Annotated in this window: 26 protein-coding genes; 16 read left to right on the top strand and 10 right to left on the bottom strand. The window is 55.0% G+C overall.

What is annotated here, in order from left to right; all coding sequences use genetic code 11:
• Positions 1-29: 29 nt before the first annotated feature.
• Positions 30-1373 (bottom strand): VOC family protein, encoded by a 1344-nt coding sequence (locus INF73_RS09830; RefSeq protein WP_048999543.1) that lies wholly within the window; start codon positions 1371-1373, stop codon positions 30-32.
• Between the two features lie 506 nt (positions 1374-1879).
• Between INF73_RS09830 and INF73_RS09825 the strand changes: the two genes are divergently transcribed.
• The 8 genes from INF73_RS09825 (at position 1880) to INF73_RS09790 (ending at position 8418) form a co-directional block, all read left to right on the top strand.
• Positions 1880-2065, top strand: a complete 186-nt coding sequence (locus INF73_RS09825; protein WP_004150795.1) for a general stress protein — start codon at positions 1880-1882, stop codon at positions 2063-2065.
• Between the two features lie 94 nt (positions 2066-2159).
• Positions 2160-2654 carry a ferritin-like domain-containing protein gene (locus INF73_RS09820; RefSeq protein WP_048999542.1) on the top strand — a complete coding sequence of 165 codons (495 nt, stop codon included), beginning with the start codon at positions 2160-2162 and terminating at the stop codon, positions 2652-2654.
• A 23-nt stretch (positions 2655-2677) separates the two neighbouring features.
• A complete protein-coding gene (locus INF73_RS09815; protein WP_008502273.1) occupies positions 2678-2881 on the top strand; it encodes a hypothetical protein in 204 nt (67 codons plus the stop codon).
• A gap of 25 nt (positions 2882-2906) precedes the next feature.
• The gene (locus INF73_RS09810; RefSeq protein ID WP_028013107.1) at positions 2907-3413 is read left to right on the top strand and encodes a ferritin-like domain-containing protein; all 507 of its coding nucleotides are present in this window, start codon (positions 2907-2909) and stop codon (positions 3411-3413) included.
• Positions 3414-3430: 17 nt separating this feature from the next.
• Positions 3431-4303: a manganese catalase family protein gene (locus INF73_RS09805; RefSeq protein ID WP_028013106.1), complete on the top strand. Its 873-nt coding sequence runs from the start codon at positions 3431-3433 to the stop codon at positions 4301-4303.
• Positions 4304-4370: 67 nt separating this feature from the next.
• Positions 4371-5774, top strand: a complete 1404-nt coding sequence (locus INF73_RS09800; protein ID WP_028013105.1) for a cytochrome ubiquinol oxidase subunit I — start codon at positions 4371-4373, stop codon at positions 5772-5774.
• Positions 5774-6784: a cytochrome d ubiquinol oxidase subunit II gene (gene cydB, locus INF73_RS09795; RefSeq protein WP_048999541.1), complete on the top strand. Its 1011-nt coding sequence runs from the start codon at positions 5774-5776 to the stop codon at positions 6782-6784. The genes INF73_RS09800 and cydB overlap by 1 nt, the downstream gene beginning before the upstream one ends.
• 8 nt (positions 6785-6792) lie before the next feature.
• Positions 6793-8418, top strand: a complete 1626-nt coding sequence (locus INF73_RS09790; protein WP_048999540.1) for an alpha-amylase family protein — start codon at positions 6793-6795, stop codon at positions 8416-8418.
• Here INF73_RS09790 and INF73_RS09785 read toward each other — a convergent pair whose 3' ends face one another.
• The 4 genes from INF73_RS09785 to INF73_RS09770 are packed head-to-tail and all read right to left on the bottom strand — an operon-like array spanning position 8419 to position 10912.
• On the bottom strand, positions 8419-9405 hold the full coding sequence (locus INF73_RS09785; protein WP_048999539.1) for an SDR family oxidoreductase: 987 nt from the start codon (positions 9403-9405) through the stop codon (positions 8419-8421).
• A 17-nt stretch (positions 9406-9422) separates the two neighbouring features.
• Complete coding sequence (locus INF73_RS09780; RefSeq protein WP_047368522.1) at positions 9423-9941, bottom strand: 2-oxo-tetronate isomerase; 519 nt, start codon at positions 9939-9941, stop codon at positions 9423-9425.
• An 11-nt stretch (positions 9942-9952) separates the two neighbouring features.
• On the bottom strand, positions 9953-10399 hold the full coding sequence (locus INF73_RS09775) for a DUF421 domain-containing protein (protein WP_028013100.1): 447 nt from the start codon (positions 10397-10399) through the stop codon (positions 9953-9955).
• Positions 10400-10408: 9 nt separating this feature from the next.
• Complete coding sequence (locus INF73_RS09770; RefSeq protein WP_048959564.1) at positions 10409-10912, bottom strand: hypothetical protein; 504 nt, start codon at positions 10910-10912, stop codon at positions 10409-10411.
• Positions 10913-11051: 139 nt separating this feature from the next.
• Here INF73_RS09770 and INF73_RS09765 point away from each other — a divergent pair, with 139 nt between their 5' ends.
• From INF73_RS09765 to INF73_RS09750, 4 genes are all read left to right on the top strand, one after another.
• Entirely contained in the window at positions 11052-11441 is a 390-nt protein-coding gene (locus INF73_RS09765; RefSeq protein ID WP_045630393.1) for a YdeI family stress tolerance OB fold protein, read from the top strand.
• 64 nt (positions 11442-11505) lie between these two features.
• Entirely contained in the window at positions 11506-12390 is an 885-nt protein-coding gene (locus tag INF73_RS09760) for an SDR family oxidoreductase (RefSeq protein WP_028013098.1), read from the top strand.
• Between the two features lie 182 nt (positions 12391-12572).
• On the top strand, positions 12573-13496 hold the full coding sequence (locus tag INF73_RS09755) for a LysR substrate-binding domain-containing protein (protein WP_028013097.1): 924 nt from the start codon (positions 12573-12575) through the stop codon (positions 13494-13496).
• Positions 13497-13751: 255 nt separating this feature from the next.
• Positions 13752-16133, top strand: coding sequence for a glucose/quinate/shikimate family membrane-bound PQQ-dependent dehydrogenase (locus tag INF73_RS09750; protein WP_193540198.1), 2382 nt, complete (start codon positions 13752-13754; stop codon positions 16131-16133).
• Positions 16134-16209: 76 nt separating this feature from the next.
• On the opposite strand, the gene INF73_RS09745 is transcribed toward INF73_RS09750, so the two are convergent.
• From INF73_RS09745 to INF73_RS09730, 4 genes are all read right to left on the bottom strand, one after another.
• Positions 16210-17904 (bottom strand): methyl-accepting chemotaxis protein, encoded by a 1695-nt coding sequence (locus INF73_RS09745; protein WP_048959568.1) that lies wholly within the window; start codon positions 17902-17904, stop codon positions 16210-16212.
• 160 nt (positions 17905-18064) lie between these two features.
• On the bottom strand, positions 18065-19183 hold the full coding sequence (locus INF73_RS09740) for an S-(hydroxymethyl)glutathione dehydrogenase/class III alcohol dehydrogenase (RefSeq protein WP_041910069.1): 1119 nt from the start codon (positions 19181-19183) through the stop codon (positions 18065-18067).
• 31 nt (positions 19184-19214) lie between these two features.
• Positions 19215-19490 carry a metal/formaldehyde-sensitive transcriptional repressor gene (locus INF73_RS09735; protein WP_028013093.1) on the bottom strand — a complete coding sequence of 92 codons (276 nt, stop codon included), beginning with the start codon at positions 19488-19490 and terminating at the stop codon, positions 19215-19217.
• A 91-nt stretch (positions 19491-19581) separates the two neighbouring features.
• Positions 19582-20520, bottom strand: a complete 939-nt coding sequence (locus INF73_RS09730; RefSeq protein WP_047368519.1) for a LysR family transcriptional regulator — start codon at positions 20518-20520, stop codon at positions 19582-19584.
• Positions 20521-20609: 89 nt separating this feature from the next.
• On the opposite strand from INF73_RS09730, the gene INF73_RS09725 reads away from it, so the two are divergent.
• From INF73_RS09725 to INF73_RS09715, 3 genes are all read left to right on the top strand, one after another.
• Positions 20610-21086: a GNAT family N-acetyltransferase gene (locus INF73_RS09725; RefSeq protein WP_047368518.1), complete on the top strand. Its 477-nt coding sequence runs from the start codon at positions 20610-20612 to the stop codon at positions 21084-21086.
• Positions 21087-21207: 121 nt separating this feature from the next.
• Positions 21208-21876, top strand: coding sequence for an epoxyqueuosine reductase QueH (locus INF73_RS09720; RefSeq protein ID WP_028013090.1), 669 nt, complete (start codon positions 21208-21210; stop codon positions 21874-21876).
• Between the two features lie 119 nt (positions 21877-21995).
• Positions 21996-22268 carry a YqjD family protein gene (locus INF73_RS09715; protein WP_028013089.1) on the top strand — a complete coding sequence of 91 codons (273 nt, stop codon included), beginning with the start codon at positions 21996-21998 and terminating at the stop codon, positions 22266-22268.
• Between the two features lie 25 nt (positions 22269-22293).
• On the opposite strand, the gene INF73_RS09710 is transcribed toward INF73_RS09715, so the two are convergent.
• Entirely contained in the window at positions 22294-23757 is a 1464-nt protein-coding gene (locus INF73_RS09710; RefSeq protein ID WP_193540197.1) for an EAL domain-containing protein, read from the bottom strand.
• Between the two features lie 283 nt (positions 23758-24040).
• Here INF73_RS09710 and INF73_RS09705 point away from each other — a divergent pair, with 283 nt between their 5' ends.
• On the top strand, positions 24041-24925 hold the full coding sequence (locus INF73_RS09705) for a hypothetical protein (RefSeq protein WP_028013087.1): 885 nt from the start codon (positions 24041-24043) through the stop codon (positions 24923-24925).
• Positions 24926-24950: the final 25 nt, after the last annotated feature.

Genomic DNA, 24950 nt, shown 5'->3' with positions numbered 1-24950 from the left:
TTCCATCACACCCCTGAAGAGTAACGATTTCAGAGCAAACCGCAACGCTGTTTGCTGCGCGTTTCCGCCTCCTCGTAGAGCGTAAATTCGTCATACACCGGGCAGCCGAGTGCGGCTTCAAACGCATTGCGGCTGGCATTCCCGTGGCTGCGCGCCTGGGTTTCATTCCCGAGATTGGACTGGAAAATCCCCGCCGCGCTGACCGGAAGGAAATCTTCGTAAATTATCGGCTGGGCCACCACCCACCCTCGCTCGATCAGCGGCTGCGGGTCATCCCCCGGACGAAACGCGTGACGATGGGCCTCTCCCGCCGGGGTCAGGCGATAGCGAAAATACGCCAGCTCCTGACGGCGCAGGAACATTTCGCTGTCCGGGAAGGCGCTGAAAATCTCGCGCAAATGCAGCTGGTGCGTGAGGTTATCTTTTCCGGTTCCGGCCTGGGCCAGCAGGCTATCGTACAGTTCACGGCCTTTCGGGGTCAGCGCCACGCCGCGCTGTTCAATTTCACCGAAGCGCGCGGTGTGGGTGCCTTTATGTTCCCCGGCGAAAAGCACCGGCTCTTCGAGGGCTTTAAAGCTGGTCTGACGCAGCAGGATCGGCACTTCACGACGCGGCGGCCCTTCGATCAGAATTTTGGGCTCAATCCCGTACTTCGGCATTAGCTCCTGCACCCGGTCAATGTCCAGCGTGCGCGGCGTGAGGTGGTTGATATGGCACCCCGGGAAGCAGACAACGTCAGCTATCAGGCGGTGCTCGTTACTCAACGCCAGGTAGGTCTCCTGGTCGACCGTTGCATGACGGTGCCAGCGGAAGGTTTCTAACGCTTCCTGCACAAACTCGCGCGCCTGCGCTTCGGTAAAGTGCCCTTCCGACTCATGGAGGTCAATAAGTTCCAGACAGCGGGGCGTAAAGATGTTCCGCTGAGAGAGAATTTCTGCCGCCCGCTCGCGTAACGCCACGTTTTCAATCAGCTCAAGGCGCAGCAGTGAGGTAAAGATACGAAACGGATTGCGGCACAGCGCCGCATCGTCAACCGGACGAAACGCCGTTGAGTGGACCGGTACCCCCGCCTGAGAAAGATCGTAATAGCTGACCGGGAACATGCCCATGATGGCAAACATACGACGCAGGGTGGAAAGCTCTTGTGCCGTACCGACGCGGATCGCCCCGTGACGCTCTACGTTCAGGCGCGCCAGCTCGTCGGCGTTCGCCAGTTGTTCATGTAATAGTGGATTATTTTCCAGAACCGCCAGGTTTACGTCCGCGACCAGCTCAAGCAAGGTGCCGTACTGCGGAACTTCCTGCTGGTACATCGCCGACATAGCCTGCGAAAAATGTTCCCGAATATCATCAGCCGTGATGGTGTTCGCCATGATGTCATGCCTCCAGTGAATATTACCTGGAGTGTAGAGAAGGCCGTTCCTTCCGGGGGGAAGAATTTCTGATTTGTGATCTTAAGACGCCAGTGGTTAAACCGTGTGCTACCGCCCCCTGTCAGCCGCCTCGTCATTTTTTCCAGGATTTTCCTTATAATTCGTAGCGGCTATTTTCTCTAGCCCTAAAGGGGTAATTTCCCCCAAATCACCGCTAGCAAATTATTCGTTTTTGCTACGCCATTATTATTGGCCTCAACCTTCCGCTTTTTAAATGAAACTTAGGACTAATCTGAACATTTTTTTACAAGTCCTTCCCACACCTCCATATTTCCAAACCAAGCGAAGCGCAAACGCAGCAATAATTAAATATAACGCAACCGCTAATGGCGAAACGAATTTGACGTATGCCTCACAGCGACTAGAGTTATTACTCGAACGACGAGTGATACGGAATATTTTTCGTATCGTACTGACATAACCAATATATGACTATGAGGTTTAATATGGCAGAGCATCGTGGTGGTTCCGGTAATTTCGCTGAAGACCGTGAAAAAGCATCAGAAGCTGGACGTAAAGGCGGCCAGCACAGCGGTGGTAATTTCAAAAACGATCCGCAACGCGCATCTGAAGCGGGTAAGAAAGGGGGACAGAACAGTCACGGCGGAGGCCGTAAATCTGATAATTCCTGATCTTATTTAGTACTCTTTTAATAAAACCTGAGAGCATGCTGCGGGCTGAAAAGCTCGCAGTACCCTTTCCTTATTTTACCGGAGCGTAATTATTATGAATATGAAAAGTGTTGAGGATGTATTTATTCATCTTCTGTCCGATACCTACAGCGCTGAAAAACAACTTACCCGAGCGTTAAGCAAACTCGCTCGCGCCGCCGCCAGCGAGAAGCTGAGCGCCGCCTTCACCGCGCACCTGGAGGAGACGCAGGGTCAGATTGAACGTATTGACCAGATCGTCGAACAGGAAGACGGTATTAAGCTCAAGCGCATGAAGTGCGTGGCAATGGAAGGCTTAATTGAAGAAGCCAACGAAGTTATCGAAAGTACGGAAAAAAATGAAGTGCGTGATGCCGCGTTAATTGCCGCTGCGCAAAAAGTGGAGCATTACGAAATAGCCAGCTACGGTACCCTTGCGACCCTCGCAGAACAACTGGGCTACAAAAAAGCCGTTAAACTTCTTGCCGAAACGCTGGAAGAAGAGAAAGAGACCGACCTTAAACTCACCGACCTGGCCGTTGGCAATATTAACCAAAAAGCGCAGAAATGACGCGATAAGACAGGTTAAATAAAATGAGCATCAGTCCCAGGACAATTAAACGGTGCCATTTAGCGGCAGCAATAATATGGTTCATTCTCGCTATCCCTTCCGTAATATGGTGGAAGAATAGCGTACTATGGGTCATTATCATCAGCATTTACGCCAATATTGTCGGCCACTTATCTGGCTACAGTGCCGCACGTGCCGATCAGGCTGCTGAAAGTGAGACCAAATAAGCGAACCCCTAATGAGGATACAATGATGAATCACGTAGAACACTACCATGACTGGCTACGCGATGCCCATGCAATGGAAAAGCAAGCCGAATCTATGCTGGAGTCCATGGCCAGCCGTATTGATAATTATCCTGATGTTCGCGCCAGAATTGAGCAACATATTAATGAGACAAAACGGCAAATTACATTGCTGGAGGAAATCCTCGACCGTAATGATATTTCTCGTTCGGTCTTAAAAGACTCGATGAGCAAAATGGCGGCCCTGGGTCAATCCATCGGCGGTATGTTCCCGTCCGATGAGATCGTTAAGGGCTCGATCAGCGGCTATGTCTTCGAACAGTTTGAAATCGCCTGCTATACCTCTCTGCTCGCTGCGGCGAAAAAAGCGGGCGATACCGCCTCTGTGCCTGCCATTGAGACGATCCTCGCAGAAGAGCGCGAAATGGCCGACTGGCTGATTCGCCATATCCCGCAAACGACGGAACAGTTCCTGCTGCGTTCAGACGCAGACGGTGTCGAAGCGAAAAAATAATCCACAGGAGAGTGCCTATGTTTCGACACGTCAAACAGCTGCAATATACGGTTCGCGTCGCCGAACCCAACCCCGGTCTTGCTAACCTTTTACTGGAACAGTTTGGCGGGCCGCAGGGCGAACTGGCTGCCGCCTGCCGTTACTTCACTCAGGGCCTGAGCGATGACGATCCGGGCCGCAAGGATATGCTGATGGATATCGCCACCGAGGAGCTAAGCCACCTCGAAATCATCGGTACGCTGGTTGGTATGCTGAACAAAGGTGCCAAAGGCGCGCTGGCGGAAGGGGTGGAAAATGAGGCTGAACTGTATCGGTCCATGACCGAAAACGGTAACGACAGCCACATCACCTCTCTGCTCTACGGCGGCGGTACCCCGCTCACTAACTCGGCGGGCGTGCCCTGGACGGCAGCCTACGTCGATACCATCGGCGAGCCGACGGCGGATCTGCGCTCGAACGTGGCGGCAGAGGCCAGGGCGAAAATCATCTATGAACGGCTGATTAACGTCACTGACGATCCCGGAGTGAAGGATGCGCTGGCGTTTCTGATGACGCGTGAGGCGGCGCATCAGCTCTCCTTTGAGAAGGCGCTGCAGTCCATTCGTAATAATTTCCCGCCGGGAAAACTGCCGCCAATCGAGGAATTCACCAACAAGTACTACAATATGTCTGAAGGTGGAGAGGTTCGCGGAAGCTGGAACAGCGATAAGCACTTTGATTACGTTGAGTCCCCCCAGCCTGCGGTTGATGGCGGAGACGGTAGCGCCAGCGTGACGCTCACAGCTGAACAGGCAACCCTGGTTAAGGCGATGTCTGCCCGCACCAAGTCCGATCCCCATTCCGACCCGCTGACCGGTGCCGAGCTGGGTGCCGGAAAGAGTAAACCGTAATCGGTTTTGCCGGGCATCCTGACCTGCCCGGCAATTCTCGTGCCCCATCGCTTCAGAGGTACGGACCATGTTCGAACTTGATGCATTTCATCTCGCCAGAATTCAGTTCGCTTTTACCGTCTCGTTTCACATTCTTTTCCCGGCGATCACCATCGGTCTTGCCAGCTATCTGGTCGTGCTTGAAGGCATGTGGCTGCGCACCAAAAACGACGTCTGGCGCTCGCTGTACCACTTCTGGCTCAAGATATTTGCCGTTAACTTCGGGATGGGTGTCGTTTCCGGGCTGGTCATGGCGTATCAGTTCGGCACCAACTGGAGCGGGTTCTCCCAGTTCGCAGGCAGTATTACCGGTCCCCTGCTGACCTACGAGGTGTTAACCGCCTTCTTCCTGGAAGCTGGCTTTCTTGGCGTAATGATGTTTGGCTGGAACAAGGTCGGCCCTGGGCTGCACTTCTTTTCAACCTGCATGGTGGCGCTCGGCACGCTGATGTCGACCTTCTGGATCCTCGCCTCAAACAGCTGGATGCACACCCCGCAGGGTTTTACTATCGAGAACGGGCAGGTCATTCCGCAGGACTGGCTGGCGATTATCTTTAACCCCTCCTTCCCTTACCGCCTGATTCATATGGCCATCGCCGCATTTCTGAGCAGCGCGCTGTTTGTCGGCGCGTCGGGCGCATGGCACCTGCTGCGCGGTAACGATACCCCTGCCATACGCACCATGTTCTCCATGGCGATGTGGATGGCGCTGCTGGTTGCCCCCATTCAGGCCGTCGTGGGCGATATGCACGGCCTGAACACGCTTGAGCATCAGCCAGCCAAAATTGCCGCCATAGAGGGGCACTGGGAAAATCCGCCCGGCGAGGCCACGCCGTTGCTGCTGTTTGGCCTGCCCGATATGGACGAGGAGCGCACCAAATACGGTCTTGAAATTCCCGCGCTCGGCAGCCTTATCCTGACGCACAGCCTCGATAAGCAGGTTCCGGCGCTGAAGGACTTCCCGAAAGAGGATCGCCCAAACTCGACCATCGTCTTCTGGTCGTTTCGCATCATGGTCGGAATGGGCCTGCTGATGATTACCCTCGGTCTGGTCAGCCTCTGGCTACGCTATCGCCACCGGCTCTACCACTCGCGTCCGTTCCAGTGGTTTGCTCTTTGCATGGGGCCCGCGGGTCTGGTGGCGCTGCTCGCCGGCTGGGTGACCACCGAAGTGGGCCGCCAGCCGTGGGTGGTTTACGGTTATCTGCGCACGATTGACGCGGTCTCCCTGCACAGCACCCTGCAGATGAGCATCAGCCTGCTGGCGTTCTTCGTTGTCTACTCGTCGGTGTTTGGCGTGGGCTATGTGTACCTCATCCGGCTGATTAAGAAAGGCCCGCAGCCCGTCGATACGCTGACGTCAAACACGTCGGGCACCCCCGCCCGTCCACTGTCTGCCGCGGAGTCTGTTCCGGAACAGGAGAGAAACTGATGGGCGTCGATATCTCTGTTATCTGGTTTGCCATCATCGTCTTTGCCACGCTGATGTACATCATTATGGATGGCTTTGATTTGGGCATCGGCCTGCTGTTTAACTTCGTGGGCGATGCGAAAGAGCGCGATGTGATGGTCAACAGCGTAGCGCCCGTATGGGACGGCAACGAGACCTGGCTGGTGCTCGGCGGCGCGGGGCTGTTCGGCGCGTTCCCGCTGGCTTACGCGGTGATCATTGATGCGCTCACTATCCCCCTCACCGCGATGCTGATCGGCCTCATCTTTCGCGGCGTCGCCTTTGAGTTTCGTTTTAAAGCGACGCCTTCGCACCGCAAGTTCTGGGACTACTCCTTCGCCGGTGGCTCTCTGCTCGCCACCTTCAGCCAGGGGATCGTCGTGGGGGCGGTAATCAACGGCTTTGAGGTTGAGGGCAGACGCTTTGTGGGCTCGCCGCTTGACTGGCTGACGCCCTTTAACCTTTTCTGCGGTATCGGCCTGGTGGTCGCCTACACGCTGCTGGGCACCACCTGGCTTATCATGAAAAGTGAAGGTACCCTGCAACGCCGCATGCGCGAGCTAACCCGCCACGTGCTGCTGGCCCTGATGGTGGTGATCGCGGTGGTCAGCGTCTGGACGCCGCTCGGCTGGCAGTACGTGGCCGACCGTTGGTTTACCCTGCCCAACTTCTTCTGGTTCATGCCGGTTCCCCTGCTGGTAGGCCTGTTTAGCGTGCTGATCTGGCGGCTGACCCGCAACCCGGCCAGCCACTCGCGTCCCTTCCTGCTGACGCTGGGGCTGATCTTCCTCGGATTTAGCGGCCTGGGTATCAGCCTGTGGCCAAACATAATTCCGCCGCGCATCACCCTGTGGGAAGCCGCGGCGCCCCCCGCCAGCCAGCTGTTTATGCTGGTCGGAACCCTGCTGATAATTCCGGTGATTCTGGTGTACACCGCCTGGAGCTACTACGTCTTCCGGGGCAAAGTTTCGGATACTGAAGGCTATCACTGAGGAACGCTATGACGGACTGGCATACACGGGCCATTATCTACCAGATTGACACCGCGCTTTTTTACGATATGAACGGCGATGGCTGCGGGGACATCGCCGGGATCGCGGCCAAGCTGCGCTATATTCGCCGCATGGGGGCGACGGTTATCTGGATCACCCCGTTTTACCTCACGCCCTTTCTCGATGAGGGCTACGACGTCAGCGACCATCTGCAGGTGGACCCCCGCTTCGGAAAACTGGCCGATATCATCGCTTTTATCGAACAGGCCCGGGAGCTGGGCATGCAGGTTATTATTGAGCTGCTGATCCAGCACACCTCGGACGCCCATCCCTGGTTCCAGCAGGCCCGCCGCAGCCCCGCCTCGCCCTATCGCGATTACTATATCTGGTCGGATAACGACGACGACGATACGCCCCCCATGTTTCCCGGCGTGGAAAAGAGCGTCTGGAGCTGGGACGACGAGGCGGGACAGTATTACCGGCACATGTTCTACCGCCACGAGCCGGACCTGAACCTGACCTCGCCCGCCGTGCTTAAGGAGATTGAGAATATTATCCTCTTCTGGCTCAAACTGGGGGTATCGGGATTTCGGCTGGATGCCGCATCACACCTCACGAAGCAGGCGGGCAGCGGTGACGAGGAAAAGGGCCTGTGGATCCTGGAGCACATGCGCCGTCTTATCGAGCAGCGTAATCCGGACGCGATCCTGCTCGGCGAAGTGGACGTAGACGTTGAGGTTTATAAAGACTATTTCGGCAATAACGACCGCCTGCATCTGGTGCTCAACTTCTGGCTCAACAAGTATTTCTACGTCAGCCTGGCCAGAAAAAGCGCCCGCCCGCTGCGCAACGCGGTGAAGAAGATGATCGTCCCGCCAGATTCATGCTGTTTTGCCAACTGGCTGCGCAACCATGACGAGCTGGATCTGGAAGGGATTAGCCAGAAAGATAAACAGTTCGTGCTCGACACCTTCGCCCCTGACGAGGAGATGAACGTCTATCAGCGTGGGATCCGCCGACGTCTGGCCCCGATGCTGAATGGCGATCCAAAGCGGCTGGCGTTCTGCCACGCGGTGCTCTTTTCCCTGCCGGGCGTCCCGGTGATGCGCTACGGGGATGAGATCGGCATGGGTGACGACCTTGAACTGGAGGAGCGCTACGCCGTTCGCACCCCAATGCAGTGGGCGGGTTCACAGGGCGGTGGTTTTTCGGCGGCCGATCCTGAAAAATTTATTGCGCCGATAATCGACCACGGGCCCTACCGCTATCAGAAAATCAACGTCGCCGATTCGCTGCTCCACCGCAACTCACTCCTGCACCGGATTATTGATATTGCCAATACCCGCTCGGAGTTCCCCGAAATTGCCGTGGCGCCCTTTCGCCTCATCACCCTCAATCATGACGCGGTGCTGGGGATCTATTACGAGACCGACGAGCGCAGCATTCTGACCTTCGTAAACTTCAGCGACCAGCCGGTGCAGTTCACCGCCAGAGGGATCCGCAACGCCACCTGGACCGCCTGCCTCGCGGACAAACGCTACGACGACGCGCTGGTTTGCGGCAAAACCGTCGAACTCAGTATTGGCGCCTACGGCTACCGCTGGTTCTGGACGCACCGCAGCGCGCTGCGCTGATTAGCGTTTCCGGCAGGTTATCAGACGCGTCAGCATAATCCCCGCCACCGCGAGGGCCCCCAGCGCCACCTTGCCCGGCATACCGGAGGTGACGGAAGTAGCGCGGTTCTTCGCTTCGTCGGTAAAACGACCATGGATTTTGTGCAGGTCGTCAATCGGCTGGTCGAGATAGTCCCGCCGATCCGCTGCGTTCAGATCGTCGGTCATCTGGCCTTCCCAGGCTTTTTTTACCATCAGACGGTCAAGGTAGCCCGGAAAGAAGAATTGCCCGACGATGGACTGGATAGTGCTGCTGCCCACCCACAGCTCGCGCACCGGTTTCTGCGCAACCTTAAAGATGGCGCTGGCGGCCACTTCAGGCTCAAAGACCGGCGGCACCGGTCGCATCGCCCAGGCGAACTTATTCCTTGCCCATTCGAACTGCGGCGTATTGAGTCCCGGCATCTGCACCATGGAAAGCTGAACCCGGCTGTTCTCGTGCATCAGCTCCGTGCGCACCGCATCGGTGAATCCGCGGATCGCCGCTTTGGCCCCGCAGTAGGCCGACTGCAAAGGGATGGAACGGTAGGCCAGTGCGGACCCCACCTGAATAATCACCCCCCTGTCGCGGGGTACCATCAGCTCCAGCGCGGCGCGGGTGCCGTTAACAAATCCGAGATAGGTAACATCTGTCACGCGACGAAACTCATCCGGCGTCAGGGTACGAAACGGCGCCAGCACGGCCCCCATCGCATTGTTGACCCAGACATCAATCGCCCCGAGGCGATACTCGATCTCGTTAGCCGCATCCACCACCGCCTGGCTGTCGGCGACGTCCGCCTGCACCGCGTGGGCATTAACGCCGAAGCGGCGCAGCTCTTCCTGGGTAGAGTGCAGGCTGGCTTCATCGCGGGCGATAAGCCCCACATCGTAACCTGCCTTTGCAAATTTCAGCGCCGTGGCTTTTCCCACGCCCGCCGTCCCGCCGGTAATCACTATGACCGCCATAGAACCTCCGCGTGAATTTAGCCGTTATTGCCGTCCGACAATGTTGTCACCAGTTCAGCGAGCGAAAATTGCACCGCTTTTTCCACCACATCTTGGCAGTCGCCGGAGAAAAGGACGGTGCGGGTTTTCGTCTCACCGCAGATATTCCAGGCAAAGCAGACTGTTCCCGCCGCCGTGCCGTCATCGCCTCCTTCCGGGCCCGCGTAGCCGCTGATGGCGATGCTGATATCCGCCTGGGCAATGTCGCGGATGCTGGCGGCCATCTCGGTCACCGTCTGTTCACTGACGGCGGTATAGCGCGCCAGCGTCTCCTGACGCACGCCGAGGATCCGCGATTTCGCTTCATCGCTGAACACAACCAGCCCGACGTCATAAAAATCGGCCGTGTTTTCCTCTGCACACAGCGCCACCGAGAGCTTTCCTCCCGTGCAGGATTCCGCGGTGGTTAAGCGCAGCCCGGCATCGGTTAATTTACTCGCCAGCTTTTTGGTGAGTTCACTCACGGTATAATGACTGTCGTGTAAAAGATTGCTCATCTTGCCGCCTCTTATTTTTCAACAGGAATGATTGAAATATGTCCATTGCGCTCAAGTATGGCATATTTAATTTCGCTAAGTTCTGTAATGCCATTATTTTGACGCGCTGACACCAGAATATCATCACAAGATACGTCGACTTTTTTTAGCTTATCCGCTAATGGAACGCCATTCTCAACCAGAATCACAGGGGTCCCATCAAGAATATTCTCCACCGGGGAAAAATATTTCTTCATCAGGCCAAATATAATGTCAACGACCACCAGCGTGGTAATGGTAATCATTGCACCGGTAACGGAGAAATCCTGCCCCAAAAGCGCCTGTTGCGTCGCCTCACTAATAATTAAGAGGAGGATGAGATCAAAGCTGGTCATCTGCAGCAGCGCCCGTCGCCCTGCCACTTTAAATACCACCACGAGAAACAGATAAATCGCCAGCGCGCGAAAGACCATATCCATATCAGCCTCCTAGGGATAAATAAATTGCCAGAGGTTAATCTCCGGCTCGTTGTTGACGCGGATGACGGTGTTCCATTTACCGGCTCTGGAAGGTGTCGTGAAGTATAAAACAGAGAAGTTGTCTGATTTTTGCAGGTCGTCATAGACCAAATAGAGGGTTTTGCCGTGGCTATACATTTTGTCTGGCTGCGGCCAGACGCTGCCGGGCTCGTACACGTCGCTGCTGTCGGTGGTCAGGCTGAGGGTATAGCTGCCCTCCGTCTTCACCGGGAAGGTGACCTGCATTCTTGACTCCGTCTCCCGCCGGCCGAAGCGTTCATAGTTTATGCTCAAGGAGTTAGCGGAATTGGTTTTGGCCGTATCGCTCACCACTCCGCTGGAAAACAGACCAGCAACCGCTGCGATGATAATAGCCAGAAGGACCACAAAACCCACCTGGCGAAATGAATATTCAAACCTCAACAAGCGATAACTCTCATCTATCCCGGGTAACTTTTCATTTTCATGCTTCATAGTCGTTGTCACCGTTTCGCTTATTTCAAGATAGTTTTGATTTCCAAAGAAAATGTTTTTAAGACTTATCACATTTGCCACATAAAGGAATAGCAACAATACTTAATATGTCAAGACACTCAAAAATGAAGGATATCAGATGAAATTATCACTTATTTCCGCTTTTTTGATATTTCTGGTTCCAGTTGCATGGGCAGATAATAACGGCGGGTTACAAAAAGGTGAAGCACCGCCACCGCCCCACGCGCTGGACAGCGGATATCGTGGAACCGATGACGCGCGTATTATGACCATCGATCAGGCAAAACAATTGCACGATGGCGCGACAATTTCATTGCGCGGTAATCTTATTGACGGTAGCGGCGATAAGTTTGTATTCCAGGATAAAACCGGAAAAATCGACGTTATTATTCCCCAGGCAGTCTTCGACGGCAGAACGGTAAAACCCGATCAGATGATCAGTATCAACGGTTCGCTTGATAAAAAATCATCGCCTGCCGTCGTTCGTGTTGATCGTTTGCAGAAATAATTCAGCGAAGCGTTAACGCTGCAACTATCCATCAAATCTCACCCCTTGGCTTAAGGAGTCAGCTATGAGTGATACTACACAACGTACGAACGCTTACCCGAAACCCCCGTTCCCGGAACAGCCGCAAACGCCGCCGGGACTGGCGTCTGAAATGCAGCCTGTACCCGACCACGGTGAAACAAGCTATAAAGGGCATGGCCGCCTTGCCGGCAAAAAAGCGCTGATCACCGGTGGTGACTCCGGGATTGGACGCGCAGTGGCTATCGCCTACGCCCGTGAAGGGGCAGACGTCGCCATCAACTATCTGCCTGAAGAAGAGAAAGATGCCGCCGAGGTCATCGACCTGATCAAAGCGGAAGGCCGCAAGGCCATCGCGCTGCCCGGAGACGTCCGGGACGAGACCTTTTGCCAGAATCTGGTCGAAGAAGCCGTTTCGAAGCTGGGCGGGCTGGATATTCTGGTCAACAACGCAGGCCGCCAGCAGTTCCGGGAATCCCTTGAAGAGCTGACCACTGAAGATTTTGACGCGACGTTTAAAACCAACGTTTACGCCCCCTTCTGGATCACCAAGGCCGCCCTGCGCCACCTGAAAGCGTCGTCCGTGATCATTAACACTTCCTCCGTTCAGGCGGTGAAGCCCAGCCCCGTACTGCTGGACTATGCTCAGACGAAGGCCTGTCTGGCGGTGTTTACTAAATCCTTAGCCAAACAGCTGGGTCCGAAAGGCATTCGCGTCAACGCGGTCGCCCCCGGCCCGTACTGGACGGTACTCCAGTCCAGCGGCGGCCAGCCGATGGAGAAAGTGAAGGAGTTCGGGGGGGATACCCCGCTGGGTCGTCCGGGACAGCCCGTCGAGATTGCCCCGCTGTACGTCACACTGGCCTCGGATGAGTGTTCCTTTACCTCCGGTCAGGTATGGTGCTCTGACGGCGGCGACGGCGTGATCTAAACCGGTTTGCAGCTTATCCCTCCGCAGTGAGCAATAAATGAACAAGGACGTTCATCACCCACCTCGCCTGAAAAACATGTTGTAACTCAAACAGATCAAATGTTAAAAATATTTTGCTATCAAGTTATCAAAATTAAACAACTTAACTTGTCACCCGCATCGCTCTGTTTTTAACATCGCCTATGGAAAAAAATGGTCTGTTCAGTCAGCGCATACGCTTGCGCCATTTGCATACATTTGTGGCCGTCGCTCAACAGGGAACGCTGGGGCGCGCGGCTGAAACTCTTAACCTGAGCCAGCCCGCGCTCTCGAAAACCCTTAACGAGCTAGAACAGCTGACCGGCGCCCGTCTATTTGACCGCGGTCGGCTGGGGGCACAGCTGACTCTGGTGGGCGAACAGTTCCTGACGCACGCCGTGAAGGTGCTGGATGCGCTCAACACCGCAGGCCAGTCCCTGCACCGAAAAGAAGAGCAGACCAGCGAGGTGGTGCGCGTCGGCGCCCTGCCAACCGCGGCGCTGGGGATCCTACCGCCCGTTATTGGTCAGTTCCATAAGCAGCAGCGAAATACCACTATTCAGGTTGCCACCATGAATAACACCATGCTGCTCGCGGGGCTGAAATCGGGTGAGCTTGATCTCGGTATCGGTCGAATGTCCGACCCCGAGCTGATGGGCGGTCTCAATTATGAACTGCTGTTCCTGGAATCCCTGAAGCTGGTGGTTCGACCCGATCATCCCCTGCTGCAGGACACGGTGACGTTAAGCCGGGTGATGGAGTGGCCGGTGGTGGTTTGCCCGAAAGGGACCGTCCCGCGCCAGGCCGCCGAAACCTTGCTGCAGATGCAGGGGTGTACGCTACCCTCAGGGTGCATCGAAACGCTTTCGGCTTCTCTTTCGCGCCAGCTTACCCTGGATTATGACTACGTCTGGTTCGTCCCCTCCGGTGCGGTAAAAGATGATTTGCGTCAGGGCACGCTGACCGCCCTGCCGATCGCCTCCCCGGGTGCGGGTGAACCCATCGGTATTTTGACCCGGGTGGATACTCCCCTTTCCACGGGCGCACAAACGCTACTGAGCGCTATCCGTAAATCTATGCCTGTCTGATTCCCTTCACCCCTCACCCAGTTCCCTCTCCCACAGAGAGAGGGAACTGGGCTGTGCGTTAATCAAATAATGCGGAATGATTCATTAACAATTGCGTAAAACAAATTAACAGTTTTATCATAACGGCGGATTAACCATTTGGTTCGCGAATCGTTATATAAACAATAATTCACTCGTTTTAATCATTGCTCTACCCGCATTTATTATCCAGATGGTACACACCCGGCAATGCGGAGAGATTCAAAGGAGACAGAAATGGCATTTGGCAGCGCGCCGCGCGGGATACCTCGTATTTTGCAGTGGCTCCTTGCCGGACTGATGTTGCTCATCGGTCTGGCGGTTGGCGGGTTGGGCTTCAAGCTCGCCGCCGTAGGCGGAAGTTTTTACTTCGTGATAATGGGCGTGGTGATGGTCATTGCCGCGCTCCTGATTTTCCTCAATCGCAGCAGCGGGATCGTGCTTTACGGCATCGCGTTTATTGCCTCGCTGTTCTGGGCGGTAAGCGATGCGGGCTGGGATTTCTGGCCGCTCTTCTCGCGCCTGTTCACCTTTGCCGTACTGGCCTTCCTCTGCGCCATCGTCTGGCCTTTCCTGCGCGCGGCAAACCGCGGCGCAGCGAATAAAGCCCCGGCTAATGGCGTTGCGGCGGTTCTCGCACTGGCGATGCTGGTCAGCCTCGGCTGGATGTTTAAGCCTCAAACCCTCGTGGCGGCGAACGAGCCCGTTCCGGTGAAACCCGTTGCTCCCGGCGAACAGCAGAAAAACTGGGAACATTGGGGCAACACCACCCACGGCGACCGCTTCGCCGCGCTGGACCAGATTAACAAGCAAAACATCAGCAATCTGAAAGTTGCCTGGGTGGCGCACACCGGGGATATTCCGCAGAGCAACGGCTCCGGTGCGGAAGATCAGAACACGCCATTGCAGATTGGCGACACGCTCTATGTCTGCACGCCGTACAGTAAAGTGCTGGCGCTGGACGTGGATTCCGGGAAAGAAAAATGGCGTTATGATTCGAAAGCCACCGCCCCGAACTGGCAGCGTTGTCGTGGTCTGGGCTACTTTGAAGATCATGCAAAAGTGACAGTGTCACAGACCGAAACATCGCCAGCGGCATGCCCTCGCCGCCTGTTCCTGCCGACCACCGACGCCCGTCTGATTGCCATTAATGCGGATGATGGCAAGCTCTGCGACGACTTTGGCGACCATGGCACCGTTGACCTGAGCATCGGCATGGGTGAGATCAAGCCGGGCTATTATCAGCAGACCTCCACGCCGCTGGTAGCCGGAAACGTCGTTGTCGTCGGCGGTCGCGTCGCGGATAACTTCTCCACCGGCGAGCCGCCGGGCGTGGTGCGCGCCTACGACGTTCACACCGGTAAGCTCGCCTGGGCGTGGGATCCGGGTAACCCGAACCTGACCGGCCTGCCGCCGGAAGGCCAGACTTATACCCGCGGTACGCCGAACGTCTGGTCTGCGATGTCTTACGACGCTAAGCTGAACCTGATCTACCTGCCAACCGGCAACGCCACGCCAGACTTCTGGGCAGGCGAGCGTACCGCGCTGGACGATAAGTACAGCTCCTCCATCGTCGCCGTCGACGCCGCCACCGGACAGGTACGCTGGCATTTCCAGACCACCCACCACGACCTGTGGGACTTCGACCTGCCTTCCCAGCCGCTGCTGTACGACCTGCCGGACGGCAAAGGCGGCACCACGCCTGTACTGGTGCAGACCAGCAAGCAGGGCATGATCTTTATGCTCAACCGTGAAACCGGCAAGCCGGTGGCGAAGGTGGAGGAACGTCCAGTTCCGGCGGGTAACGTTGAAGGTGAACGCTACTCTCCGACCCAGCCGTACTCCGTAGGCATGCCGATGATTGGCAACCAGACGTTGACCGAGTCCGACATGTGGGGGGCGACGCCTGTCGACCTGCTTCTGTGCCGCATTCAGTTTAAAGAAATGCGTCATCAGGGCGTCTTCACCCCGCCGGGTCTTGACCGTTCCCTGCAGTTCCCCGGCTCGCTCGGCGGGATGAACTGGGGCAGCGTCTCCGTTGACCCGAACAACAGCCTGATGTTCGTCAACGATATGCGTCTGGGGCTGGCAAACTACATGGTGCCGCGCGCGAACGTCGCGAAAAACGCCAGCGGCATTGAGATGGGGATTGTCCCGATGGACGGCACGCCGTTCGGCGCAATGCGCGAACGCTTCCTGTCGCCGCTGGGCATTCCGTGCCAGAAGCCGCCGTTCGGGACCATGTCGGCCGTTGACCTGAAAACCGGCAAGCTGGTGTGGCAGGTACCGGTTGGTACCGTGGAAGATACCGGCCCGCTGGGCATTCGCATGCACATGCCAATCCCAATCGGGATGCCAACGCTGGGCGCGTCGCTGTCAACCCAGTCCGGCCTGCTGTTCTTCGCCGGCACCCAGGATTTCTACCTGCGCGCGTTTGATACCGCCACCGGGAAAGAGATCTGGAAGGACCGCCTGCCGGTCGGCAGCCAGTCCGGCCCGATGACCTACGTCTCGCCGAAAACCGGTAAGCAGTACATCGTCATTAACGCCGGGGGCGCTCGCCAGTCGCCGGATCGTGGTGATTACGTTATCGCGTACGCGTTACCCGATAAGCAGTAACGGATGAAAAAAGGGACCGAAAGGTCCCTTTTTTGTCGGTCGGGAAAGCGAAGCGCCACCCGACACGGCCGGCGACTCAGAACGTTTCCCAGTTATCACCGTTATTCGCTACCGCCGGACGTAATGCAGCAGGTTTTACTGCCGCAGAGTTCTGCTGTTGAGTACGCCCCTGAGCCTTGCCGCTCAGACGAAACGCCCCGACCGCCTCTGTCAGACGCGCGCCCTGTTCTTCCAGCGACGCCGCCGCCGCGGAGGCCTCTTCCACCAGCGAGGCGTTCTGCTGGGTCACTTTATCCATCTCCGAAATAGCCTGGCTGACCTGCACGATACCGCGGCTCTGCTCGTCAGACGCGGCGGCAATCTCCAGCATGATGTCGGTGACGCGCTTCACCGCCTCGACGATCTCATTCATGGTATTGCCTGCGGCAACGACCTCACCGGAACCCTGGTCTATCAGCGAGACCGATTCGTTGATCAGGCTTTCGATCTCTTTTGCGGCGTTGGCGCTGCGGCTTGCCAGGGTACGAACTTCGCTGGCCACTACGGCAAACCCGCGTCCCTGCTCGCCCGCCCGCGCCGCTTCTACCGCCGCGTTAAGCGCCAGGATATTGGTCTGGAAGGCGATGCTGTTGATCACCGCGGTAATCTCAGAGATTTTCTTCGAACTGCTTGAGATATTGCCCATAGTTTTCACCACACCGGAGACCATCTGGCCGCCGCGGCTGGCTTTCCCGGAGGCATCTTCCGCCAGCTTGCTGGCATGATGGGCGTTATCGGCGTTCTGCTTCACCGTCGCGGTCAGCTGCTCCATGCTGGCGGCAGTCTGCTCAATCGCCGCGGCCTGCTGCTCGGTGCGTGATGAGAGATCGGTGTTACCGGCAGAGATCTCGCTGGTACCCCGGTAGATCTCCTCCGCTCCCTGACGGACGGTGCCGACCGTTGTTTCAAGGGAGTGCTGCATGGTTTGCAGATCGCGCGTCAGGCGGCCAATTTCGCTGCGTCCGGCCACGTCGTCCGGCATCGTCAGGTCGCCTTTAGCGATATTCTCGATACGTTTCGCTGCACGCTGCAGCGGATTAATGACCGTGCGGCGGAGCACGACGAAGGTCATCGCGGTCAGCACCAGCGCCAGCGCAAACGCGCCCACCATAAACATCAGACCCAGCTGCGTGCGGCTGTGCGCCTGCGCCGTCAGCGCATTGGCGCGGTCGGTGCGGATCTTAATCGCCTTCAGCAGAACGGCGTTGTAAGCATCGTCCAGCGGGCGCGCGGTCTCATTTTCGTGGTTGATGATCGCCTCGAACATGCCGTTTTTGGCAAATTTGACCATCGGCTGGAGGCCCGCGATATAGGCGTCGTAGCGTGCCTTCAGGTCTGCATCCAGCGCTTCGTCCGCAGCGCTGCGCACGGAACGATGCATATAGGCGGTAAAGCTATCCTGGGATTGCTTAATGCGCGTTTCCGCCTCACGGATGTTCTGCTTCATGGCCTCCATCTCCGCGATACGGCTTGCCGCGCCGGCGTGGATCATATTGATACGCGCGGTGCGCAGATGGTTTGAGCTGTTCGACAGCCCCATACGCACCTGAATTTCGGACGTAACGTCCTGCTGATCGTTGTCGGCCTGTAGCAGGAAATACCCCGCCAGACCCGAACTCAAGGCAAACAGCAGAATAATGCCACCGAGAATGGAGGAAAACAGCGGAACCAGCCTGATGTGATGCAGGAAGCTCAGCTTGCGCTGCGCCTGCATCGAAGAAGTGTTGTCCATGACCGTCGACTCTCTTATAGGTAAGATGCGCAAAAACACGCCTGTTAGATAGTCATCGGCACGGCAGAGATTTAGATTACGGCTAAAAACGCCGCACTGGTCACACTTTAGAGAAGATTATTAAAGAAATGCCAGCGGCTAAAAACCGCTGGCAGAAGAGTTACTTGTCGCCGAAATGAATGACGGTACGGATGGATTTTCCTTCGTGCATCAGATCGAACGCCTCGTTGATCTGCTCCAGCGGCAAACGGTGGGTAATGAACGGGTCGAGCTGAATTTTACCGACCATCGCGTCTTCCACCATGCCGGGAAGCTGGGTACGCCCCTTCACGCCGCCAAACGCGGAGCCGCGCCAGACGCGTCCGGTCACCAGCTGGAATGGACGGGTTTTGATCTCCTGTCCTGCCCCGGCCACGCCGATGATGATGCTCTCACCCCAGCCCTTGTGGCAGCATTCCAGCGCAGAACGCATTACGTTGACGTTGCCGATACACTCGAAGCTGAAGTCCACGCCGCCGTCGGTCATCTCAACGATGACGTCCTGAATCGGTTTCTCGTGATCCTTCGGGTTCACGAAATCGGTCGCGCCCATTTCACCCGCCAGCTTGAATTTTTCCGGGTTGGTATCGACCGCGATGATACGCCCGGCCTTCGCCTGCACCGCGCCCTGAATAACTGCCAGACCAATACCGCCGAGACCGAACACCGCCACGGTGTCGCCCTCTTTGACTTTTGCCGTGTTATGCACCGCGCCAATGCCGGTGGTTACGCCGCAGCCCAGCAGGCAGACTTTATCCAGCGGCGCCTGCGGGTTGACCTTCGCCAGCGAGATCTCCGCGCAGACGGTGTATTCGCTGAAGGTGCTGGTACCCATGTAGTGATAGATTGGCTCACCGTTGTAGGAGAAACGGGTGGTGCCGTCCGGCATCAGCCCTTTCCCCTGAGTTGCGCGCACGGCCTGGCAGAGGTTAGTTTTACCGGATTTACAGAACTTACACTCGCCGCATTCCGCCGTGTACAGCGGGATAACGTGATCGCCTGGCTTCAGGCTGGTCACGCCCTCGCCCACTTCCACCACAATCCCGCCGCCTTCATGACCCAGCACCGCCGGGAAGACGCCTTCCGGATCGTCACCGGAGAGGGTAAACGCATCGGTATGGCACACGCCGGTATGGGTGATTTTGATCAGCACTTCGCCTTTTTTCGGCGGTGCGACGTCGATGTCGACGATTTTCAGCGGCTGGCCGGGGCCAAATGCAACAGCTGCGCGAGATTTCATCATGTCTTCCCTTTTTGTCAGGTGTGTGGATTTATTTTAGATAAGAGCGCAGCAAATGGCCGACTTCCGCCATGCGTACGGCTCGCTGATCCGGCGTTGTGTCTCCCGTCACCAGCTCGTCTTTGAGATGTATTTCAACCATTTCGCCCATCAGGCCATTGGCAGCCCCGCGCACGGCGGCAATTTGCTGCAGGATGGCCAGACAGGGGTCGCCCGACTCCAGCGCGCGTTCAAGGGCATCAACCTGGCCCCGAATGCGGCGGACGCGAGTAAGAATACGTTTTTTATCTTCGGGTGAATGCGGCATACGCCCTCCTGATACTATAGGGGGGTATGGTATATGAGTTATCTTACATATGTAAACTTACTTTTAACGTGAAATCTAGATCGGGCTGAGCTTATCCGGCACTCATCCCCCTGCAATCTTGCGCCAGCATTTGCAGCTCCTCCTGAAGCCATCGGGTCGCCCCCCGCTGGCCGCTGCGCTTATGCGAGTAAATTTTCACCTCAAATTTGGGAATAGAGAACGGCAAGGCAAAAATCCTCAGTTCCGCCGCCGCAACCAGCTTCTCGGCGGCGTAACGAGGAATGGCCATCAGCAGGTCGCTTTCCGCAACGATAAATGGCGCGCTCAGCATCGACGGCGTTTTGATCGCAATGTGCCGCGTATAGCCCAGCTGCTCGAGCCGCACGTCCAGGACGCCCTGCTTTTCATTCCACGGCGTCACCACCAGGTGTCGGGCCGCGAGATAATCCTCCAGCGTTAGCCGGGTCCGGCTTGCGTTGCTGATAACCACATACTCATCCTCAAACCAGCCGATCTCTTCCAGTTCCGGATGGCGGATATCGTCCTCGGTGCTGAAACCCAGCGCCAGATCCACCTCGCCCGCCAGCAGCTCCGTCAGCGCCGGGCTGTGCGGCAGATAGCGCAATTCGAAACGCAAGCCCGGGGCAGCAGTCTGCAGCTTGTGCATCAGGGCGGGAAAAATACATAGCGCGGTAAAATCCGTAATCCCAATTTGCAAGCTTTCGGTACTGCTGGCGGCGTCAAACTCCGGCTGCGGGGTCAGCTCCTGATTAAGGAACGACAATGCGGAAGCAATAGAGGGCGCAAGCTGAGTGGCATACACGCTGGGCGACATACGATGCCCTTCCCGAAAAAAGAGCGGATCGTTAAGGGCCGTGCGCAGACGCGACAGCGCATGGCTCAGCGCCGAGGTGCTCATCGCCAGCTCGTCGGCTGCGAGGCGAACGGAACGGTGGCGGTAAATGGCGTCAAAAACGGGCAGCAGGTTTAAATCAAGACGTCTCAGCGCCGGATGCATAATATTCATCATTTGTTGATTTCATTGCACTTAATTCTTCGGACAATACTCCGTATGCTTAACGCCATCAATCGCGAACCGTGCAAAAAACAGGAAAAACAATGAGCATAACCCTTCGTCAGGCCCGTCCCGAAGATGCAGCGGCTATTTACGCCATGATCTATGAGCTGGCGGTATATGAAAAAGCCCCCGAAGAGGTCGTAACCACGCCGGACGAGATCCGGGAAACCCTCTTTGGTGCGGGCAGTAAAACCGAGGCGTTGATCGCTGAGTTTGACGGCAGGATCGTCGGCTATGCCGTGTTCTTCACCAGCTATTCGACCTGGCTTGGACGCAACGGGATTTATATGGAAGACCTGTACATTTCCCCGGACTACCGCGGTAAAGGCGCGGGGAGAGCGCTGCTGAAACATATCGCTCAACTCGCGGTAAAACGGCAATGTGGCCGCCTTGAATGGAGCGTGCTGGACTGGAACCAGCCCGCCATCGATTTTTATCTGAGCATTGGCGCGCTGCCGCAGTCCGAATGGGTGCGCTACCGTCTTGACGGCGAAGCGCTGCTCAAATTTGCCGAATAGCGGCACCGCTCAGCGCGAGGATCCCAACCAGGCGGATCCTCGATTCCCACCAGTACCGTCTGAAGACATTAATAACTTGTGCTACAATTCCATAAATTTCATTAACATATTGTAGAACAACATGAGTACAACCCCCTTCATCCGCCCGCAGCTCACCCTGCCAAACGGCGCCGATAAACTTCTGCTGCACTCCTGCTGCGCCCCCTGCTCCGGTGAAGTCATGGAAGCTATCCAGGCCTCGGGCATTGACTACACCATTTTCTTCTATAACCCCAACATCCATCCGCAAAAGGAATACCTCATCCGTAAGGAAGAAAACATTCGTTTTGCAGAAAAACACGGCGTGCCGTTTGTTGATGCCGATTACGATACTGATAACTGGTTCGAGCGTGCCAAAGGCATGGAGTGGGAGCCCGAGCGCGGCGTCCGCTGCACCATGTGCTTCGATATGCGCTTCGAGCGTACGGCGCTCTACGCGGCGGAAAATGGTTTCAGCGTTATCAGCAGCTCGCTGGGGATCTCTCGCTGGAAGAATATGCAGCAGATCAATGACTGCGGCCAGCGTGCGGCAGCGCGCTATCCGGGGATGGTCTACTGGGACTACAACTGGCGCAAACAGGGCGGCTCATCACGCATGATTGAGATCAGCAAGCGGGAACAGTTTTACCAGCAGGAATACTGCGGCTGCGTGTATTCCCTTCGGGACAGCAACCTGCACCGCAAGTCTCAGGGCCGCCCGCTTATCCGCATTGGCAAGCTGTATTACGGCCAGGATGAGAACGAAAAATAACGGCCTCTTCTAGTGTAGATATATCCGAAAACCGGCCAATTCCCTCCGAAATTTAGCGTTCCGCCTCTCATCTTTTCAAAGAGAGGCTATCCTTTAACTATCAACAAAAGGAGGCAAAAATGTCTGATTTCGGTACTGATAAAAACACCCAGTTTGCTGAAGACAAAGCAAAAAATAAATTTGATGAACTTTCAGGTTCAGCCCAGCAGCAGTTCGGTGAATTCGTTGATTCACCGAAGCATCAGGTAAAAGGCGCTGCGAAAAAATATGCCGCACAGGCCAGCGATGCTGTCTCTGACGTGACTGAAGCGGTCAGAAATAACCCGCTCACCGGTCTTATCGCCGCGGGTGCGGTTGGTATTGTGCTTGGCCTGTTGCTGGGACGCAAATAAACAAGGCCCTTCGGGGCTTTATTTTTTAGCTGAACAATCTCACCATGCGGTCTAATTCCTCCTCTTTTACGGCGCGCGAGAGATAATATCCCTGAAAGTTTTTCACACCCAGCTCGACTAATTTTTCAAACTTCTCCTCACTGTCAACGCCCTCTGCAATGCAAGCTGTTCCGGTCATGTCGCTGTAAATCTGTATCGCTTTAATAAGATTATAATCGTTGTCGTTCGCCACAAAATGATCGACGATGTCCCGATCCAGTTTCAGCCCATCAAAATGCACCTGCCTCACGGGGAACATGGCATGATGGCTTGAGAAGCAGTCGTCAAGAAACAGTTTGCACCCCGTATTACGCAGGTGCCGCATGGTTTCTGGGATGCTTTTATCTTTCGTTACATCAATATCTTCCGCGAATTCAAAGACCAGCTTTTCCGCCCACTGGGGGTTAAGCAGCATGTCGATGGCTTTCTTGGCCATCTCTGGCAGCGCGCTCCCGGACGCCAGGCGAGGCGGTATATTAACGGAAAAATAGAATTTACCGTTATATTTATTAATCCCGGACACGGCAGCGTGGATCACCATAGCCGTAATCTTTAGCCATACTTCATAATTAGCGATATCATTCAGAAAACGGGCTGGCTTGACTATTTTACCGTTCTTATTCCAGCGAATAAGTATCTCAAACCCCACCCCTTTCTTGTCACGATCGGTAATGATCTGGTAGGCGGGAAATATCTCCCTTTTCACCAGCGCATTAAAAACTTCCGCTTCTTTATCCGTGAAGTCAACTCTTTGATTTTGGCTTTTAATCCGCCTTTCCACTTTTACATTGCGCGGTTCATTCAACCATCGCTTGATACAATGTAATTTCTGCAGACCTTCTTTACGATGAGTGTAAACCGTTTTATTAGAAAGCCTCAGTTTGTCGCACAGGTCTTTTATAGACATGCCGCGATAGAAGTTCAATAAAACATCAACCTCTCTTCTTGTCAGCCATTTGAGCTTTTCTGACGAAGAACAGTCCAGATAGTAATCGCGTAATAAGCGCGAGCGGTCTTTAAAGCCATTATTGTGGGTGTGGAAACAGGTTATTACATCAGATACGCTGGCTATGCGAATCAATGATAATTGATGACTGTTATTTAGAAGACTACCCAGGGTTCGATACAGCCAGCTGTCCGGTATATCACCATACAGGGTAACACGACGAATAACAGGAAGTGCATTGAGTACGGATGCCAGTCGCGTCAGGCTCTCCAGGAGAGCTACCGTACCTTTTCCCAGGAACACTACGATGTGAGCGTTTTGATGAATAAGGATATTTTCCTTGTCAGGATCAGATAACTCATCTCCATCAAAGTGAATATGCGCAGTCTCTATGCCGTACTTTTTGAGCAGCAGGTGATATCCCTGAAACGTAAAGCCGCAGGTTGAAATGACAAATCTTTGCTCGTTGCGCGCATCATTACTGAGAGAAATTGGGTGGATCATAACCTGCTCCTGGGCACGAAAGCGCCATTATTATTATGAGTATGTAAACCAACAGCGGTGTGTATAATAATTTTACAATACACCATCAGGTTAAGATACTGTTATCAACGCCATGCACTGTAACATCTTTGCGTTAATCACCTTTTTTTTCCACACATAAATATAACTCTATATTTCTTTTAAAATACCGACCGCAAGCTACTTTTTCTCAGGTATAATGAAAATTCCGAAAAAGAAGGCTGGATACTTCATCTATCGGCTCATCAAATACGAGAAAAATGCTATGGATAATCACATCTCATCCAGGGCCTTGCTACATCGAAGGGATGTTATAAAAAGCAACCCGCGGTTTAGTGAGGCAATATTAGAGCACTACACAATCAATGACGCCATCTACAAAAAACAACCCTTGTTCTACAAGACAATGCTTCAGGAATCACGGTTTAACATTATTCTTTCCATGTGTTGTTTTATATTTGGCAATCAGGCCGAATCCGTCTCAGAGATAAAAGAGTTATGTTCCCGCTATAAAATAGCCAGCCCCAACAGCGTTATTGCGATCATTACGTTACTCAGAACCACGGGACGCATCAGGACCTGGCGCTGTACGGAAGACCGACGAAAAACGAGAATTGCCCCAACCGAAAAAGGATTGAATGAACTCAAACGCTATATGTCCGGTGCATTTTTACCCGTCAGCATTCTTTACCCGACGTTTAATATTGATGTTAACCTGCTGGATAATGACACATTGAGAAATAATTTCTTCCGCCGCGCGGCAGAATATCTTTTTAGGGGATTAACGTTCAGAAAAGTTTTACCGGAAGTGGGGTTATTTATTGATAAGGATGGAGGCCGCATGATTATGCTGTATCTTTACCTGCAGGCCATAAAAAACAAATCCGCCCACGGCGCGGTTATTCAATACTCCGCCAGCACGCTCGCTAAAGAATTCTTTGTCTCCCGGATCCACGTCAACCGGATTATCAAATCGGCGCATGAGGCAGGTTATCTTAAAGATCGCGGTGACGGTCGCCTGTCGGTGTATCCGGCGTTTTTCGAACTGGTCGAAAACTATGCCGGATTATATTTCGCCTATGTTACTCATTACATTAACGTGGTGCCGAAGGAGCGACGCCACCCAAACAACGTAACGTCAACGGTATAATACAAATGGCGTTCGGTATACCGAA

Source organism: Enterobacter cloacae complex sp. P6RS, from assembly GCF_014982245.1.
GTDB lineage: Bacteria > Pseudomonadota > Gammaproteobacteria > Enterobacterales > Enterobacteriaceae > Enterobacter > Enterobacter bugandensis.
The sequence above is the reverse complement of the archived record's forward strand: the minus strand, read 5'-3'. Positions and strand labels throughout refer to the sequence as shown.